Origin of the sequence: Amycolatopsis plumensis (genome assembly GCF_042652605.1) — a bacterium.
Classification (GTDB): domain Bacteria; phylum Actinomycetota; class Actinomycetes; order Mycobacteriales; family Pseudonocardiaceae; genus Amycolatopsis; species Amycolatopsis plumensis.
Map to the genome: position 1 here is coordinate 4,691,001 of NZ_JBHSJY010000001.1, position 12,887 is coordinate 4,703,887.

A 12,887-nucleotide genomic window follows, 5' to 3' on the forward strand; every position below is an offset into this window, starting at 1 on the left:
GAGCCGTCCCCGGTCCGGGGAGCGCCGTGGGGGAGAACCTTGACCTGGCCGGGCCGGGGCTTCGCCGCCAGGACCGTGAAGCGTGTGATCAGGGTTTCTCCCGCGCAGCGGACGGAAACCGGGTACGTGCCGGGCGCGACGGCGGCGACGACGCTTTCGCCGAAAAACGCCCACGGCTGGTGTCCCTCGGCGTTGCGGTTCAACGGCACGGTGATGCGCAGGGCCTTGGTGGTGACTGGGCCCGCTTCGCCTTCGCACGCGACGGTGAGGCTGACCTTTTCGCCGGGGTGCCCGCTGGAGGCCGACAGTTTCAGCCAGGTGGGCAGCGGTGGCGGGGTGGTGGTCTGCGCGGCGGTCGCCGTGGTGAGGGCGAGCGCGCTACAGGAACGCGTCCGCCTCCGGGTGCTGACCGGAACCCGGTGAACCGGACGAACCGATCACGGACGACGAATACGTATCGCCCCTGCTGTTCCGCTTATTGTTTCCCCGGGAAGCGGCGCGGATGCTCGCTGCGAGGCGCCGATCGCGCCCCCGTTTCCCCGAGGAGTCCCCATGACCAGCAGGTTGAGAGCTGCCGTAGCCACTCTCTTCGTCGTGTTCTCGCTGACGTTCGCCGTGTCCGAAATGGCGACGACGACCGTCTCGGCCGGTCCGGACTGCGTCCGGCCCTGCCGGTTCTGAGGTTCCCGGCTGCCTAGACTTCCGGGATCTCGGCCGGGACCGGTTCGAAGGCGTTGCCGGTGGCGATCTTGGGCCGGGGCAGCTCGACCGGTTCGCCCGGCTTCGTCCGCCGGTAGACCTCGGCGGTCGCCTCGGCGATGCGGCCCCAGTCGAAGTCCGCGGCCAGCCGGGACTGCGCGACCTGGGCCCGCTCGGCCGCGGCCTCGGCGTCGGAGAGCACCGCTGTCACCGCGGCGGCCAGCGCGGCGACGTCCCCGGGACTGAACGCCAGTCCGGTCTCGCCGTGGACGACGACCTCGCCGAGGCCGCCGGCCGTCGACGCGACCAGCGGCGCCTTCGCGGCCGCGGCCTCCAGGGCGACGATGCCGAACGGCTCGTACCGGCTCGGCAGCACGACGGCGTCGGCCGCGGCCAGCGCGGCCCGGAGGTCCCGGTCGGAGAGGTGCCCGACGAAGTCGACCGCGCGCCGCACCCGCAGCTTCCGCGACTGCTCGACCAGCTCGTCGAAGTGTCGTCCTTTTCCGGCAACGACCACGCGGGTGCCCGGGTGGCGGCGCCGGATGCGGGGGAGGGCGGCCAGCAGGTCCTGCACGCCCTTCTCCCATTCGAGTCGTCCGAAATAGAGCAACAGCGGCGCCCCGGCCGGGCTGTAGACCTCGCGGGCGCGCGCGATCTCGTCCGCGGGCACCTGCCAGCCGCGCTCCTCGATGCCGTTGTGGATCACCGTGACGTCGGCCGCTTCGATCTCGAAGAGATGCGCGACCTCGCGGCGCATCGCCTGCGAGCAGGTGATGAGCGCGTCGGCCCGGTTCGCGAGCCACCATTCGACCGAGTGGACCTGCTGGTTCAGCGGGTGCGACAGCCAGCCGGAGTGCCGCCCCGCCTCGGTCGCGTGGATCGTGCCGACCAGCGGCACCCGCGCGGCTTCGGCGATCGCGATGGCCGGGTGGGCGACCAGCCAGTCGTGCGCGTGGACGACGTCGGGCTGCCAGGTGCGCAGTAGGTCCTGCACGGCGCGGATCATGGCGTGCCCCATGGCCAGCGTCCAGGCGACGAGGTCCCGTTCGAAGGTCACGTGCATCGGGTCCTCGGCGACCCGGATGATCCGCACGCCCTCGACGACGCGGTCGGTGCGCGGGTGCGTCCCGGCGTCGGTGCCCGCGGCGTGCCGGCAGAGCACCACGACGTCGTGGCCCTGGCGGGCGAGGTGGGTGGCGAGCGCGTGGACGTGCCGGGCCAGGCCCCCGATGGCCACGGGCGGGTACTCCCAGGACAGCATCAGCACTCGCATGGGCAGAGGTTACTCGCGAGTCAGAAGGCCTCGACGCGCCCGTGCTGGCGAAGTGTTCACATGTGATCTCGATCACTGGCGAGCGCGGGGATCTCTGCCACCATCGACCGGGATGACTTCTGACGACGCCCCCGGCTGGCGCCGGCTCGACCCGCTTCTGCCGACCCCGTGGAGCGGCGACGTCGCTCCGGACAACGTCCTGCCCGAGTACCCGCGGCCCCAGCTGACGCGGCCGCGTTGGCTGAACCTCAACGGCGTCTGGGAGTACGCGGGCTGGCCGTCGTCGCCGGACGAACCACGGCCGTCCGGCTACGCCGAGCGCATCCTGGTCCCGTTTCCGCCGGAATCGGCGTTGTCCGGAATTCGGCGACGCGACGAAGTCCTCTGGTACCGGCGCCTTTTCGACGTTCCCGCCGACTGGCGCGGCTCACGGGTCCTCCTGCACTTCGGCGCGGTCGACCAGACGGCGAAGGTCTGGGTCAACAACCAGCTCGTCGCGACCCACGAAGGCGGCTACACGGCGTTCAGCGCGGACATCACCGACGTCCTGCGCGCCTCGGGACCGCAGGAGCTGACCGTCCGCGCCGAGGACCGCACTGACATCGAGCCTTTCCCGGTCGGCAAGCAACGCAACGCGCCCGGCGGGATCTGCTACACGCCGTCGTCCGGAATCTGGCAAACGGTGTGGCTGGAGCCGGTCCCCGAGGCCCGGGTCGAGCGGCTGGAGCTGACTCCGGACTTGACCGGTGTGACGGTGTTCCCGCAGGTCACGAGCGGCGACGAAGTCGTTGTCGTGATTTCGGACAACGACGTCGAGGTCGCACGAGCCACCAGCGCGGCCGGGACGCCGATTCGCGTGGACGTCCCGTCGCCGCGCCTCTGGACACCCGACGACCCGCACCTCTACTCGCTGCGCGTCCAGCTGCTCGACGAGCGTGGTGCGATTTCGGACGAGGTGGGCAGCTACGCCGGTCTGCGGACGATCGGCCTGGTCCCGGACCCGCACGGGCGGCCGCGGATCGCGCTCAACGGCCGGGTCACCTTCCTGCACGGACCTCTCGACCAGGGCTACTGGCCGGACGGCATCTCGACCGCGCCCACCGACGAGGCCCTGCGGTTCGACCTCGAGAAGACGAAGGAGCTGGGCTTCAACTTCGTCCGCAAGCACGTCAAGGTGGAGCCGGCCCGCTGGTACTTCTGGGCCGACACGCTGGGCCTGGTCGTCTGGCAGGACATGCCGTCGCTGACTGTGTCGTTCGACGGCCCGCCCGGGATCGCGCCGGACCCGGTGCCGCGGGCGCGCGAGCGGTTCGAGGCGGAGTTGGCCGAGATGGTGACGCAGCTGCAAGCGGTCCCGTCGATCGTCGGCTGGGTCCCGTTCAACGAGGGCTGGGGCGAGTTCGACACGGCCCGTGTCGCGGAATCGGTCAAAGCCCTCGACCCGACGCGGCTGGTGATCGCGAACAGCGGCGTCAACTGCTGTTTCTCACGGCCGGACAGCGGCGCGGGCGACGTCTACGACGACCACACGTACGTGGGCCCGGGTGCGCCGTCGGTGAGCGACGGCCGCGCGATCGTCGACGGCGAGTACGGCGGCCTTGGTCTCGTGCTGGACGACCACCGCTGGCCAGGCCCGCCGAACGCGTACGAGATGACGCCGACGCGAGAGCGGCTCACCGAGCGCTATGCGGAGGTGAGCGCCGCGCTCGAGCGAGTGGTGGCGGAGCGCGGCTTGTCCGGTGCCGTCTACACCCAGACGACGGATGTCGAAAACGAGGTCAACGGCCTGCTGACCTACGACCGCCGCGTGGTCAAAGTGGACCCGGTGGTGGTCGCCGAGTGCGTGCGCAAGGTGATCGAGGCGGGCTCGTCCTGAATGCGACCACGGCGGGGGACCGGTGTCCCCCGCCGTCGGACGTCAAGCCGGCAGCGCGGCCTCGATGGCCTTGACGACGGCCTCGTCCTCGGGCTCGGTGCGCGGCCGGAACCGCGCCAGGACCTCGCCGTCGGCGCCGACGAGGAACTTTTCGAAGTTCCACTGGACGTCGCCCGCCGTGCCCTCGGCGTCGGCGGTCTCGGTCAATTCGGCGTACAGCGGGTGCCGGCCTTCACCGTTGACGTCGATCTTCTCGAACAAGGGGAACGTGACGCCGTAGGTCGTCGAGCAGAACGTCTGGATCTCGTCCGCGCTGCCGGGTTCCTGGCCGGCGAACTGGTTGCACGGGAACCCGACGACGGAGAAGCCCTGCTCGCCGAAGCGTTCCTGCAGCCGCTCGAGACCGGAGTACTGCGGGGTCAGGCCGCATTTCGACGCGACGTTGACCACGAGCAGCGCCTTGCCCGCGAACTCGCCCAGCGAGCTGTCCCGCCCATCGAGGGTCTTGAGCGGAATTTCGTGGATTCCCATCCGGGGTCCCTTTCAGTCGTGCTTCAGCGCCCGGGCGTCGAGGTGCCCGAACGGTCCGTCGTCGGCCCGGTAGCGCGCGGCGAGTTCCGCGGCCAGCGCGCGATCGCCCCGGCGCAGCAACCCGGCCAGCGTGTCGAAACGCTCGGTGTGGACCGCCGCGCGACGACGGGCGTAGTCCGCGGCCGAGTCCTTGGTGACCATGAACGCCCAGTCGCTTTCCAGCGCCAGCATGGCCTCGGCGACGGCCTGGTCGGCGACGGTGTCCCGCGCCGTGGTCGCCAAACCGGCAACGAGCTCGAGCAGCCGCTCCTGCAGCGCCGCGTTGGCGGCGACCATGTCCTTGACCTGCTCGCCGTCCCAGACGCGCCAGTCCTTGCCCGAGCCCCACGACGACGCAGGCAGGTCGATCGGCTCGCCGACGTTGCCGGCTTCCGTCGCGCCCTTCAGCGTCGTCACCCGCACGCCGGCCTCGGGAAGCGCACGCAGCACGCCCTCCAGCCACGCCGGTCCTTCGTGCCACCAGTGCCCGAAGAGCTCCGTGTCGTACGCGGCGACCACGAGCGCCTCGCGCCCGTGTTGCCGCTTCAGCGACCGAAGCCGCGTCACGACTGTCTCGACGAAGTCCTTGACATGCGTGCCCAGCACGTCCGCGGCGAGCGCCGGGTCGTACGGCGCCTTGTCCTGCGGCTCGACCGTCTTGCCGGTGACCCGGGCCGCCTTGAGGCCGACCTCGTGCTGCCAGGTGTGGAAGTCGCGGTAGGCGGCGTGGCCGGGGTAGCCGGCCTTCGGCGACCAGACGCGGTAGGTGACCTCGAGATCCCGGCCGAACGCGAGGACGTCGGTGCCGCCGACCGGTCGCGCGGCCCAGGTCTCGCCGCGCAGCGACGGGCCGTCGACCAGGAACCGCCGCACGCCGGCGGCGGCGTAGTCGTTTTCCATACCAGGCGCGTAGCCGCACTCCGGAGCCCAAATCCCCTCGGGCCGCGTCCCGAGCCGCAGGGCGGTGTCGGCGAGACCGGCGTTCAGCGCGAATTCCCGCACCCGCGGGTCCAGCAGCGGCTGGAACGGGTGCGCGAGGGGGCCGCCGAGCAGCTCGATGGTCGAATTGTCGACCAGGGACCGCAGGACCGGGGAGAAGCCGTGCCGCCACCGGGTGCCGAGCTCCTCGGCCGCGCGGACGGCGGTCTGGTGCTCGGCCGCGGCGAGTTCACGCAGCAGCGAGTCGCCGCGCCACAGGGTCGACGCGTGCTGCGCCCGCAACTGCCAATGGCCGAGCCACTCGTGGAACGCGCGGATGCTGTAGGGATCGTCGAGCTGCGCGGCGAGGACCGGCGTCACCCCCAGCGTCAGCACGTCGCGGCGGCCTTCGGCGGCGAAGCGCTCCAGGAGCTCGACCATCGGCAGATAGGAATGCGCCCACGCCTGGTAGAGCCACTCCTCGCCGACCGGCCAGCTCCCGTGGTGCGGCAGCCACGGCAGGTGGCTGTGCACGACGAGGCAGAAGGTGCCCTCGCTCATCGGCGCACCGCCACGGCGATCAGGTCGAGGCTGGCATCGAGGTCGTCGCCGTGGATGTCGAAGCCGGTGGCCTCGATCGCGGCGACGTCGGCGAGCAGCGCCTCCGGCCAGACAGCCTGACCCGGCAGCTTGCCCATGACCACGTCGAGCTGGGCGTCGATGATCGAACCGCCGTACCGCTCGTCGAGCGCCCGAACGGCCTCGCCGTGGTGCAGCCCGTGCAGGGTCTCGACCTCGAAACCGGCGTCGGTGAGCAGCCCGGCCAGTTCGGACGGCGCCAGCTCGCGGGTGTGGAACGGGTTCAGCGGCGTGTCGCTGTCCGGGGTGAAAGTCAGCCGGTTCGGCGTCGTGACCAGCAGTTTGCCGTTTTCCGGCAACGCCCGCCGGCACTCGGCGAGGAACCCGGCCTGGTCCCACAGGTGCTCGATGACCTGGAAATTGGCGACGACGTCGACCGCGCCGTCCCGGACCGGGAGGAAGGCCAGGTTCGCCCGCGCGACGGCGACCTCGGGGTAGCGGCGGGCGACGTGCTCGGTGGTCGGGACGTCGTAGTCCAGCGCGAGCACCCGGCGGGCGGTGGTCGCGAGGAGGCTCGCGCCGTAGCCCTCGCCGCAGCCGGCTTCGAGGACCGTCGCGTCCGCGCAGTGGGGGAGCAGGGCGGCGTACGCGGCTTCGTGGCGCCTGAACCAGTAGTTCTCCTCGGCGATGCCGGGGACGGTCCGCTCGCCGGTCAGGTGCAGCGCCTCGGCCCGGGTGGCTGGGGTGGTCACCTCCGCGACCCTAGCGGGTGTCACGTCCGGCGCCGCCGTCTCGTTCCGTGGTCATGCAACGGACCATCACCCGCATACTGCTCGTCGTCTTCGGCCTGGTCGAAGCCGTGGTCGGAATTTGGCCACTGGTATCGCCGACCGGCTTCTACCAGGACTTTCCCGGCTTCCGCGCCGGCTGGGTGGCGATGGACGGGCCGTTCAACGAGCACCTCCTGCGCGACTTCGGCGGCCTCAACCTGGCGCTCGCCGCCCTCCTCGTCGGAGCCGTCGTGATCGGCACCACATCGGTCGCCCGGCTCGCCGGTGCGGCCGGGCTGCTGTTCGGACTGCCGCACTTCCTCTACCACCTCGGCCACGTGTCGCATTTCGCGCCGATCGACCAGGGGCTGATCATCACCACGACCGGGCTGGGGGTCGTGGTGCCGCTCGCGGTGCTGGCGATCCCGGGACGGCGGCTCAGCCCACCGGCGACACCGTGATGCCGAGCGCGCCGGGGCCGAGGTGCGCGCCGATGACCGTGCTCGCTTCGACGACCATGCTTTCGACCATCCCCGGCACCCGGCGTTCGATCTGCCTGCCGATCTCCAGTTCGTGGTCGCTGGCGCCGAACCGGGTCACGGCGATGTCGGCGCGAAACCCGCCGGACTTCTTCACCGCCAGGTCCACCATCTTGGCCAGCGCGCGCCGCGTGCCGGGGACGCGGGCCAGCGGCGCGACCTCGCCGTCCTTGACCGTGAGCAGCGGCTTGATCGAGAACGCGCTGCCGAGCATGGCCTGGGCGGCGCCGATCCGGCCGCCGCGGCGGAGGTATTCGAGGGTGTCGACGTAGATGAACTCGGTGCTCGTGGTGCACCGGCGTTCGGCGGCATCGATGACCCGCTCGGCATCAGCGCCGGCCGCGGCGGCCCGCGCGGCCGCCACGGCGGCGAAGCCGAGGCTCATGCCGGTGGTCCGGCTGTCCAGGACGTGCACCGGGATGCGGACCTGCTGGGCGGCCTCCCGGGCCGCGCGGACGGTGTCGGACATGCGGCCGGAGATGTGGATGCTGACGATCGCGGTCGCCCCGGCGGCGGCGGCCTCCTGGTAGGCCCAGAAGAACGCCCCCGGGTCCGGGGGCGCGGTGACGATGACCTGCCCGGCTCTCATGGCGTCGATCACTTCGCCGCGGTCGAAGCGGTTTTCGTCGTCGTAGTGGCTTCCCAGGCTCAGCTGGATCTGGACCACCCCGATGGCCCACCGGGAAGCGACGAGGTCGGGCAGGCAGGAGCTCGAGTCGGTGATGACGGCGATGCGCGCGGGCATGGTGGGGGAGGTTAATGCCTGACACCCACTGCGAGTAGGCCGTGGTTGGTCCGATCGGACGAACGGCCGGTCGGGTGGGGTAACCGGTCAACTACCGGGACGATAGTCCCAGTAAATTGCTCATCCAGGTGAATGGCGTCACCTCAACGGGTCCTGCGCGCTGAATGGCCCTAATCTACCGGCCAGTAGAGCACTGTCCCGTGGTCGCCCGCGGGCCACGAACCGGGAGGTCGAAGCAGACCCATGACCAACATCGTCGTCCTGGTCAAGCAGGTACCGGACACCTACTCGGAGCGGAAGCTCAACGGGTCCGACCACACCCTTGACCGCGAATCCGCCGACGCCGTGCTCGACGAGATCAACGAGAAGGCCGTCGAAGAAGCGCTGAAGATCAAGGAAGCCGGCGAGGGCGAGGTCACCGTGATCTCGGTGGGCCCGGACCGCGCGACCGACGCCATCCGCAAGGCGCTGTCCATGGGCGCCGACAAGGCCATCCACGTCTCCGACGAGGCGCTGCACGGCTCCGACGCGATCGCCACCGCCAAGGTGCTCGCCGCCGCGATCGGCAAGGTCGAGGGCTTCGACCTGGTCATCGCCGGCAACGAGTCCTCCGACGGCCGCGGTGGCGCCATCCCGGCGATCCTCGCCGAGCTGCTGGGCCTGCCGCAGGTCACCTACGTGCGCGAGCTGACCGTCGACGGCTCGACGATCAAGGCCACCCGCGAGACCGAGGACGGCCTGACCCACCTCGAGGCGAGCCTGCCCGCGATCGTGAGCGTCGGCGAGAAGATCAACGAGCCGCGCTACCCGTCCTTCAAGGGCATCATGGCCGCGAAGAAGAAGCCGGTCGAGACGTTCACCATCGCCGACCTGGGCGTCGACGCGGGCGAGGTCGGCCTCGCCAACGCGTGGTCGCAGGTGACCGAGTCCGCGCCGAAGCCGCCGCGCACCGCCGGCGAGAAGGTCGAGGACGAGGGTGACGGCGGCACCAAGGTCGCCGAGTACCTGGTCGGCCAGAAGCTCATCTGACAACGGCTCTTCGAGGAGGAAGTAGAACCATGGCTGAAGTACTCGTCCTCGTCGACCACGTCGACGGTGAGGTCAAGAAGGTCACGCTCGAGCTGCTGACCGCCGCCCGCGCGCTCGGTGAGCCGTCGGCCGTCGTCGTCGGCCCGACCGGGACCGCCGCGAAGGCGAAGCAGGCGCTGGCGTCGCACGGCGCCGCCAAGGTGTATGTCGCGGAAGGCGACGACGCCGCGAACTACCTGGTCACGCCCAAGGTGGACGTGCTTGCCGCGCTCGCGCAGCAGGCGTCCCCGGCGGCCGTGCTCGTCACCGCCAGCGGTGAGGGCAAGGAGGTCGCCGCCCGCCTGGCCGTGCGCCTGGGCTCCGGCCTGATCTACGACGCCGTGGGCGTCAACGGCGACGGCGTCATCGACCAGTCCATCTTCGGTGGCGCGTTCTCGGTCAAGTCCAAGTCCGCCAAGGGTGCGCCGGTCGTCTCGATCCGCCCGGGCGCGGTCGAGGCCGAGCCCGCCGAGGGCGCGGCGGCCGAAGAGACCGTCGAGGTTCCCGCGGTCGACGCGGCGAAGGCCACCAAGATCACCGGCGTCGAGCCGGTCACCGGCGGCGACCGCCCGGAGCTGACCGAGGCCTCGATCGTGGTCTCCGGTGGCCGCGGCGTCGGCTCGGCGGAGAAGTTCGACGTCGTCGAGAAGCTGGCCGACTCGCTCGGCGCGGCCGTCGGCGCGTCGCGTGCCGCCGTCGACTCCGGCTACTACCCGGCGCAGTTTCAGGTGGGCCAGACCGGCAAGACCGTGTCGCCGCAGCTGTACATCGCGCTCGGCATCTCCGGCGCGATCCAGCACCGCGCCGGCATGCAGACGTCGAAGACGATCATCGCCGTCAACAAGGACCCGGAGGCGCCGATCTTCGAGATCGCCGACTTCGGCATCGTCGGCGACCTGTTCAACGTCGCGCCGCAGCTGACCGAAGCGGTCGAGAAGCGCAAGGGCTGATCTTCGCCCGCGAAGGGGCCCTCCGGACGACCCGGAGGGCCCCTTCGTGCGTTTTCGGGACAGAGAACCCGCCATTAACTGAACGTGCATTTATCGGTCATCGGATGGCACTCTCCGCGGCTTCCTCCGCGCAGGTACACCTTGACCATGACGACGTCACAGCTCCTCGTCAGCACTGATCAGGCGGGTGCCGAGCTCCCCGCCGACGCCCCCCGGTACTCGCTTCTCGTCGCGCACGCGAACGACGAAGTGGTCGCGGCGCAGAAACTGCGGCACCGGGTTTTCGCCGAGGAAATGGGTGCGCGGCTCCACTCCCCGCGGCCCGGTCTCGACGTCGACGAGTTCGACGAGTTCTGCGACCACCTCGTGGTCCGCGACGACAACACGGGCGACATCGTCGGCTGCTACCGCATGCTGCCGCCGGAGCGCGCCGCCCAGGCCGGGAAGCTTTACGCCGACAGCGAATTCGACCTGGCGGCGATCGGAGGCCTGCGCCCCTCGCTGGTCGAGACCGGCCGGTCGTGCGTGCACCCGGACCACCGCAGCGGCGCCGTCGTGAGCCTGGTCTGGGCCGGGATCGCCCGCTACATGCTGCTTTCCGGCCACCGCTACCTGGCCGGCTGCGCCTCCGTCCCGCTCGTGGACGACGGTTCCTTCGCCGCCGGCGTGTGGGACCTCCTGCGCGCCAAGCACTACTCCGACGAGGCCACGCGCGTCACGCCGCTGATCCCGTGGGACGCCTCGGGCATCGAGCGCCCGGCGCGGCCCACGCTGCCCCCGCTGATCAAGGGCTATGTCCGCCTCGGCGCCAAGGTCTGCGGGCCGCCCGCGCTCGACGCCGACTTCGGCGTCGCGGACTTCTTCGTGCTGCTGGACCTGCAGAACGTCGACGAGCGGTACCTCAAGTTCTTCCTCGGGGGCCAGGGATGAGCCACGCGTGGATGCCGTCCTCGCCGTGCGGAGACGAGTGCCTCACCGCCGACGACCCGCTGGTCGGTGTCCCGCGCCGGGTCCTGCGCTTCGCGGCAGCGATCTCGGTGGTCCTCGCGGCACTGGTGTCCGCGCCCTTGCTGCTGGTCGCCCCCGGCCGTGAGCGCTTGCTCCGGCTCGTGTTCCAGGGCGTGCTGCGGGCGTTCGGCGTCCGGTTGGACATCCGAGGCGGCGCCGACTTCCTGACCGCGCCCGCCGGCCGTGGCGCGCTGGTGGTCAACAACCACATCTCGTGGCTGGACATCGTCGCGATCAACGCGCTACGGCCGATGCGCGCGCTGGCCAAGAAGGAAATCGCGAGCTGGCCGGTGCTCGGCGGCCTGGTCCGTCGCGGCGGCAGCATCTTCCTCGACCGCGAACGGCTGAGGACCCTGCCCGCCACCATGGCGGCGCTGGCCGACGCCCTCCGGACGGGCTCGTTGGTGAGCGTTACGCCGGAGGGCACGACGTGGTGCGGTCTGGCTTCGGGCCGCTTCACCACGGCGACGTTCCAGGCGGCCATCGACGGCGGTGTCCCGGTGCGTCCGATCGCGCTGCGGTACCGCCTCGCCGACGGCCGCGAGACCAGCCGCCCGGCGTTCATCGGCCCCGAGTCGCTGATCGCGTCCCTGCGCCGGGTCGCGGCCCTGCGCGGTCTGGTGCTCGAGATCCACATCTGCCCGGAAATCGCTCCCGGCCGGGCCGAAACCCGCCGTGAACTGGCCGACCTCGCCGAGTCTGCGGTCCATTCCGCGCTGGGCACGGTGCAGATCCCGGTCCAGCAGCGCCGCCGGACCCCACGCCGCCAGGCGGCCCCACTGGCTTCGCCTCCCGCGAAGTGATCCGGGCCCTGTCGCCGCGATCCGGCGGCAGGCCCGGATTGGGGACCTGGCCGCCGTCACCCGGCGGCCGGTCCCGGTCCGCTTCGTTCAGCCGACGGCGATCGTCAGTTTTCCGCCAGGGTGCCCGCCCTCGCTCTCGACCTGCGCCGCGGCCGCCTCGGCCAGCGGATAGCTCTTGCCCTGCGCGATGCCGACTCCGCGATCGGTCACCCAGCCGGCGATCCCGGTGAGGACCTCACGGGTCTGCTCGCCCCCGCTGGAGAACGGGATCCCCAGCTCGAACGCGGCCGCGTCGGCGATGGTGATGATCCGGTCCTTGCTGCCGCGCAGCTCCACGGACCCTGGCAGCACCCCGTGCCCGGCAGCGTCGAAAACGGCGTCCACCGGCCCGGTCGTCGCCTCACGAACCCGCTCCACCCAGCCGTCGCCGTAGAGCACCGGAACGACGCCCAGCGACTTGAGGTCGTCGAGGCTCCGGCTGCCGCCGGTCCCGATGACGGTCACACCCTGCGCGGCGGCGACCTGCGCGGCGAACCGCCCGACCGTGCCGCTGGCGCCGTGGACCAGCAGCGTCTCGCCCTCGCGGAGATTGAGCAGCCCGAGGACGCGAAGCGCGGTCTCGCCGGCGACCGGCAACGCGGCGGCGTCCGCCCACGAAAGGCTCGCGGGCTTCGGCGCGACCGTCTTGGCGAGCGCGTATTCGGCGTAGGCGCCGGTCTCCGACCAGCCGAACACTTCGTCGCCCACGACGAAGTCCGCGCCCTCCCCGACAGCGTCGACGACCCCGGCGACCTCGAGGCCCGGGATGTGCGGGAACGGGACCTGGAAATTCTGCTGCATGGCGCCGTTGCGGATCTTCCAGTCGATCGGGTTGACCCCGGCGGCCCGCACGGCCAGCCGCACCTGTCCCGGACCCGGCTCCGGCGTCGGGACGTCGGACAGCTGCAGGACTTCCGGCCCGCCGTATGCGGAGAAGGTGATCGCTCGCATGGTGTTTCTCGCTCCTTGGTTCGTGACCTTCGGTTCGAATGTCCTCCCTCGGAAGTCAACTCGCCCGGTGGGGCCGCCGAACCGCCCGGACGAGCAGTG

14 protein-coding genes are annotated in these 12,887 nt (G+C 71.2%); 8 read left to right on the top strand and 6 right to left on the bottom strand.

Features of this window, described 5'->3' with window-relative positions; translation table 11 throughout:
* Positions 1 to 84: 84 nt before the first annotated feature.
* Both ACFPLC_RS22680 and ACFPLC_RS22685 read left to right on the top strand, forming a co-directional pair.
* The gene (locus tag ACFPLC_RS22680; RefSeq protein WP_378235901.1) at positions 85 to 423 is read left to right on the top strand and encodes a hypothetical protein; all 339 of its coding nucleotides are present in this window, start codon (positions 85 to 87) and stop codon (positions 421 to 423) included.
* Positions 424 to 552: 129 nt separating this feature from the next.
* Complete coding sequence (locus ACFPLC_RS22685; RefSeq protein ID WP_378196206.1) at positions 553 to 681, top strand: hypothetical protein; 129 nt, start codon at positions 553 to 555, stop codon at positions 679 to 681.
* Positions 682 to 694: 13 nt separating this feature from the next.
* On the opposite strand, the gene ACFPLC_RS22690 is transcribed toward ACFPLC_RS22685, so the two are convergent.
* Complete coding sequence (locus ACFPLC_RS22690) at positions 695 to 1,972, bottom strand: glycosyltransferase family 4 protein (RefSeq protein WP_378196203.1); 1,278 nt, start codon at positions 1,970 to 1,972, stop codon at positions 695 to 697.
* 112 nt (positions 1,973 to 2,084) lie between these two features.
* On the opposite strand from ACFPLC_RS22690, the gene ACFPLC_RS22695 reads away from it, so the two are divergent.
* The gene (locus ACFPLC_RS22695) at positions 2,085 to 3,848 is read left to right on the top strand and encodes a glycoside hydrolase family 2 protein (protein ID WP_378196200.1); all 1,764 of its coding nucleotides are present in this window, start codon (positions 2,085 to 2,087) and stop codon (positions 3,846 to 3,848) included.
* 42 nt (positions 3,849 to 3,890) lie between these two features.
* On the opposite strand, the gene ACFPLC_RS22700 is transcribed toward ACFPLC_RS22695, so the two are convergent.
* From ACFPLC_RS22700 to ACFPLC_RS22710, 3 genes are read right to left on the bottom strand one after another with little or no spacing between them, the layout of a single operon-like run.
* Positions 3,891 to 4,379, bottom strand: a complete 489-nt coding sequence (locus tag ACFPLC_RS22700) for a glutathione peroxidase (RefSeq protein ID WP_378196197.1) — start codon at positions 4,377 to 4,379, stop codon at positions 3,891 to 3,893.
* A 12-nt stretch (positions 4,380 to 4,391) separates the two neighbouring features.
* Positions 4,392 to 5,897: a 1,4-alpha-glucan branching protein domain-containing protein gene (locus tag ACFPLC_RS22705; protein WP_378196194.1), complete on the bottom strand. Its 1,506-nt coding sequence runs from the start codon at positions 5,895 to 5,897 to the stop codon at positions 4,392 to 4,394.
* A complete protein-coding gene (locus ACFPLC_RS22710) occupies positions 5,894 to 6,667 on the bottom strand; it encodes a class I SAM-dependent methyltransferase (protein ID WP_378196191.1) in 774 nt (257 codons plus the stop codon). The genes ACFPLC_RS22705 and ACFPLC_RS22710 overlap by 4 nt, the downstream gene beginning before the upstream one ends.
* A gap of 53 nt (positions 6,668 to 6,720) precedes the next feature.
* Between ACFPLC_RS22710 and ACFPLC_RS22715 the strand changes: the two genes are divergently transcribed.
* Positions 6,721 to 7,146, top strand: coding sequence for a hypothetical protein (locus ACFPLC_RS22715; RefSeq protein WP_378196188.1), 426 nt, complete (start codon positions 6,721 to 6,723; stop codon positions 7,144 to 7,146).
* Here ACFPLC_RS22715 and ACFPLC_RS22720 read toward each other — a convergent pair.
* Positions 7,124 to 7,969 (bottom strand): DegV family protein, encoded by an 846-nt coding sequence (locus ACFPLC_RS22720; RefSeq protein WP_378196185.1) that lies wholly within the window; start codon positions 7,967 to 7,969, stop codon positions 7,124 to 7,126. The genes ACFPLC_RS22715 and ACFPLC_RS22720 overlap by 23 nt on opposite strands.
* A 243-nt stretch (positions 7,970 to 8,212) precedes the next feature.
* Here ACFPLC_RS22720 and ACFPLC_RS22725 point away from each other — a divergent pair, with 243 nt between their 5' ends.
* The 4 genes from ACFPLC_RS22725 to ACFPLC_RS22740 all read left to right on the top strand — a co-directional run bounded on the left by ACFPLC_RS22725 (position 8,213) and on the right by ACFPLC_RS22740 (position 11,798).
* Complete coding sequence (locus ACFPLC_RS22725; RefSeq protein WP_206790640.1) at positions 8,213 to 8,998, top strand: electron transfer flavoprotein subunit beta/FixA family protein; 786 nt, start codon at positions 8,213 to 8,215, stop codon at positions 8,996 to 8,998.
* Between the two features lie 29 nt (positions 8,999 to 9,027).
* Entirely contained in the window at positions 9,028 to 9,987 is a 960-nt protein-coding gene (locus ACFPLC_RS22730; RefSeq protein WP_378196181.1) for an electron transfer flavoprotein subunit alpha/FixB family protein, read from the top strand.
* A 147-nt stretch (positions 9,988 to 10,134) separates the two neighbouring features.
* Positions 10,135 to 10,917, top strand: coding sequence for a GNAT family N-acetyltransferase (locus ACFPLC_RS22735; protein WP_378196178.1), 783 nt, complete (start codon positions 10,135 to 10,137; stop codon positions 10,915 to 10,917).
* A complete protein-coding gene (locus tag ACFPLC_RS22740; protein ID WP_378196176.1) occupies positions 10,914 to 11,798 on the top strand; it encodes a lysophospholipid acyltransferase family protein in 885 nt (294 codons plus the stop codon). Before ACFPLC_RS22735 ends, ACFPLC_RS22740 begins: the two co-directional genes overlap by 4 nt.
* Before the next feature lie 87 nt (positions 11,799 to 11,885).
* Here ACFPLC_RS22740 and ACFPLC_RS22745 read toward each other — a convergent pair whose 3' ends face one another.
* Positions 11,886 to 12,788, bottom strand: coding sequence for an NADP-dependent oxidoreductase (locus tag ACFPLC_RS22745; protein ID WP_378196174.1), 903 nt, complete (start codon positions 12,786 to 12,788; stop codon positions 11,886 to 11,888).
* Between the last annotated feature and the right edge of the window lie 99 nt (positions 12,789 to 12,887).